Source organism: Streptomyces tibetensis (assembly GCF_007655005.1).
Lineage (GTDB): Bacteria > Actinomycetota > Actinomycetes > Streptomycetales > Streptomycetaceae > Streptomyces > Streptomyces tibetensis.
The window spans coordinates 1-3,868 of record NZ_SZVW01000047.1 but is presented as its reverse complement, the minus strand read 5'-3'; the positions used below and the strand labels follow the sequence as shown (position 1 = coordinate 3,868).

Sequence of the window (3,868 nt, the reverse complement as noted above, 5' to 3'; positions counted from 1 at the left end):
CCGGTCAGCTCCGGGACGAGCCCGTCCCCGTCCTGACCGACCACCAGCCAACGACCACCGAGCCGACGCCGGGCGGCCCTCGCCGGCAGCGGCTCCCAGACGACCCGGTAGCGCAGCGCGTTCGTCTGCGCGGCGGCGCGACACCGGTCGTGCCAGGCCGCCAGGTGCGGAAGGACCGCGCTCAGCGGCTCCTCGATGCCGGCCTCCTCGGCGCCCAGCTGAACGGAGGCGGCCTTGACGTCGCCGTCGTGGACCGCTGCCCACAGGGCCTGGGAGCGGACCGGCTCCTGTGCGTCCGCCCGGTCCGCGGCCGGCGCCGCCACCGCCGCCGGGCGCAGCCAGTAGCGGGTGTGCTGGAACGGGTACGTCGGCAGGTCCACCCGCCGCGCCCCCGCCCCCTCGTACGGCGCGGCCCAGTCGACGTCGGCACGTCGGCAGGTCCACCCGCCGCGCCCCCGCCCCCTCGTACGGCGCGGCCCAGTCGACGTCGGCCCCCTGGACGAAGGCCGTGGCCGCGGCACGCAGTACGGTCGCGCACTCCGGGCGGCCGCGGCGCAGCGCGGCGGCGAACGCCGTGCCGGTATCGCCCGCCGCGCACTCCCGCGCCATGCCGGACAGCACGGCGTCGGGACCGAGTTCGACGAAGGTCGCCGCCCCGGCCGCCCGCGCGGCGCGCACGGCGGCGGCGAACCGGACCGGTTCGCGTACCTGGCGGGTCCAGTAGCCGGGGTCCATGAGCTCGGACGGGGCGGCGGGCCGTCCCGTCACCTCGGAGACGATCGCAAGCCTGGGGGTGCGGTAGGTGACGCTTTCGGCGACGGCGCGGAAGTCGGCGAGCATCGCGTCCATGTGCGGCGAGTGGAAGGCATGGCTCACCGACAGCCGCTTCGTACGGCGCCCCCGGGCGGCCAGTTCCCCGGCCGCCGACACCACAGCCTGTTCGTCCCCCGAGATCACCAGTGATTCGGGCCCGTTGAACGCGGCGACGACCGCCTTTCCGCCCGCGATCCACTCCAGCTCGGCCACCTCCTGCTCGGTGGCGCGCACCGCGACCATCGCACCGCCCTCGGGCAGCCGCTGCATCAGCCGCCCCCGCGCCGCGACCAGCCGGACCGCGTCCGCCGACGAGAACACCCCGGCGGCGTACGCCGCGGCCAGCCCGCCGATCGAATGGCCCAGCAGGACGTCCGGTGTCAGCCCCCAGCTCTCGTAGAGCCGGAACAGGGCGCTCTCCATAGCGAAGAGCGCGGGCTGCGCGTAAGCGGTCCGCTCCAGCAGGGCGGCGTCCGCCGTGCCGGGCTGCGCGAACATCACCTGCAGCAGCGGATGTTCGAGATGGGCGTCGAAACCGCCCGCCATTTCGTCGAGGGCCTGCGCGAAGACGGGGAACGACGCGTACAACTCCCGCCCGGCACCGGCTCGTTGCGCGCCCTGACCACAAAAGAGGAACGCCACGTCACGTCCCCGGCGCGCGACGCCGGTCACGACGGCGTCCGACGGCCGCCCGCTCGCCAGGGCGAGCAGCGCGTCGTGCGCGGCTGCCGGATCATCCACCACAGCGACCGCCCGGTGCTCCAGCACCGCCCTGGTCGTGGCGAGGGAGTACCCGACGCCGAGGGCGTCCCCGACCCGGTCGGCCAGCAGCCGCGCCTGGTCACGCAGCGCGTCCTCACAACGAGCCGACAGCACCCAGGGAAGGACGGGCAGGGTGCGGGTGCGTTCGGGTGCCTCGGCGGGGGCGGGTGGTTCTTCGATGACGGCGTGGGCGTTGGTGCCGCTGACGCCGAAGGCGGAGACGCCGGCGCGCCGTGGCCGGCCGGGGTCGGCGGGCCAGGGCCGGGCGTCGGTCAGGAGCTGAAGCGGGCCGGCCTCCCAGTCGACCTTGCTGCTGGGCGCATCCACATGCAGGGTGCGCGGCAGGGTGTTGTGGTGCATGGCCTGCACCATCTTGATGATTCCGGCGATGCCGGCGGCGGCCTGGGTGTGGCCGATGTTGGACTTCAGCGACCCGAGCCACAGCGGTGTCCGGCGCTCGGGATGTGCGTAGGTGGCCAGCAGGGCGCCGGCTTCGATGGGGTCGCCGAGGGGGGTGCCGGTGCCGTGGGCCTCGACGGCGTCGACGTCGCCGGCCGAGAGGCCGGCGTCGGCCAGGGCCTCGCGGATGACCTTCTGCTGGGCGGGTCCGCTGGGGGCGGTGAGGCCGTTGCTGGCGCCGTCCTGGTTGACGGCGGGGCCGCGCACCACGGCCAGCACCCGGTGGCCCAGGCGTTCGGCGTCCGACAAGCGCTCCACCAGGCGCATGCCGACGCCCTCGGCCCACGCGGTGCCGTCGGCGGTGTCGGCGAACGCCTTGCAGCGGCCGTCGGGTGCCAGCCCGCGCTGGCGGGAGAACTCCACGAACACCGTAGGGTCGGGCATGACCGCGACCCCCCCGGCCAGAGCCAGATCGCACTCCCCGCGCCGCAGCGACTGCACCGCCAGGTGCAGCGCCACCAGCGACGACGAGCACGCCGTCTCCACGGTGATGGCCGGACCCTCCAACCCGAGAACGTAGGCGATCCTGCCGGACAGCACCGCGTCGGCGTCGCCGGTCAGCAGGTAGCCTTCCGTGCCCTCGGGCGCCCGCGCCGGGTCGGAGGCGTAACCGGTGTGCGCCGCGCCGACGAACACGCCGGTCCGCCCGCCCCGCAGCGACTCCGGCACGACCCCGGCACGCTCCAGGGCCTCCCACGAGGTTTCCAGGAGCAGCCGCTGCTGGGGGTCCATCACCAGCGCCTCGTTCGGCGAGATCCCGAAGAACGCCGCGTCGAAGTCACCCGCGCCGGTAAGGAAACCGCCCTCGCGGCAGTAGGTGGTGCCGGGGCGGTGCTCGGGCGAGTACACGGCGGCCTCGTCCCAGCCCCGGTCGGTGGGGAAGCGAGTGATCGCGTCGACGCCCTCGGCGGCCAGCTGCCACAGCCCCTCCGGGTCGCTCACCCCGCCCGGATAGCGGCACGCCATCCCCACGATCGCGATCGGCTCACGGGCGGCGGCGACAAGCTCCTGGTTGCGCCGTCGCAGCCGCTCGGTCTCCTTGACCGAGGTACGCAGCGCGTCGAGCACCTCGTCGATGGACGGTGACATCTTCGGGTTCCTTGTCATTGTCCGGCTCCGGTCTTCGCGAGCCGGATGAGTTCCGCGGGGCTGAGCGCGTCGATCTCACCGGCGTCGGCCGTGGGGCGGGGCTCTTCGAGGGGTGCCGCGGCGCCAGGGCGGCCGGCCGGACCCGTCGATGCGGACGGGTCCGTCCGGGTCGCAAGCAGCATCGCGGCGAGACGGTCCACGGTGGGGTGGTCGAAGATGACGGTCGCGGGCAGGTCGAGCCCGGTCCTCTCGCGCAGCCTCGTACGCATCCTGACCGCGGCCAGCGAGTCGAAGCCGAGGTCCTTGAAGGCCACGTCGTGGCCGATGCGGTCGGTGCCGTCATGCCCCAGGACCTCGGCGGCGACGGAACGGACCAGTTCCACGAGGATCTTGTTCCGCTCACGTGGGGTCAGGGCGGCGTTCAGCCGCTCGATCAACTCGCCGGACGTGTCGACGACCGGGGCGGACGCCTGCAGATCGCGGATCTCGGGGATGTCGCAGATCAGCCGGCTGGGCCGGTAGGCGGTGTATCCCGCGGCGAAACGCTTCCAGTCGACGTCGGCCACCGTGACGCAGGTGTCCCCCAGCGACAGTGCGCGTTCCAGGGCCTCGATGGCCGACTCGGGCCGCATCGGCGACAGTCCGCGCTTGGCGTAGTAGTCCACGACCTCGGGCGACTCGCCCATCCCGCCGCCTGCCCACAGTCCCCAGGCGATGGAGGTGGTGGGGTGGCCGTGGGTGTGGG

Annotated in this window: 1 protein-coding gene and 1 pseudogene; both read right to left on the bottom strand. The window is 74.0% G+C overall.

What is annotated here, in order from left to right; genetic code table 11:
• Window positions 1-3,102: pseudogene (locus FDO69_RS40785) on the bottom strand (type I polyketide synthase); the annotation flags it as partial.
• A gap of 35 nt (window positions 3,103-3,137) precedes the next feature.
• On the bottom strand, window positions 3,138-3,868 hold a 731-nt coding region (locus FDO69_RS40780; protein WP_234388321.1), incomplete at its 5' end, for an acyl carrier protein.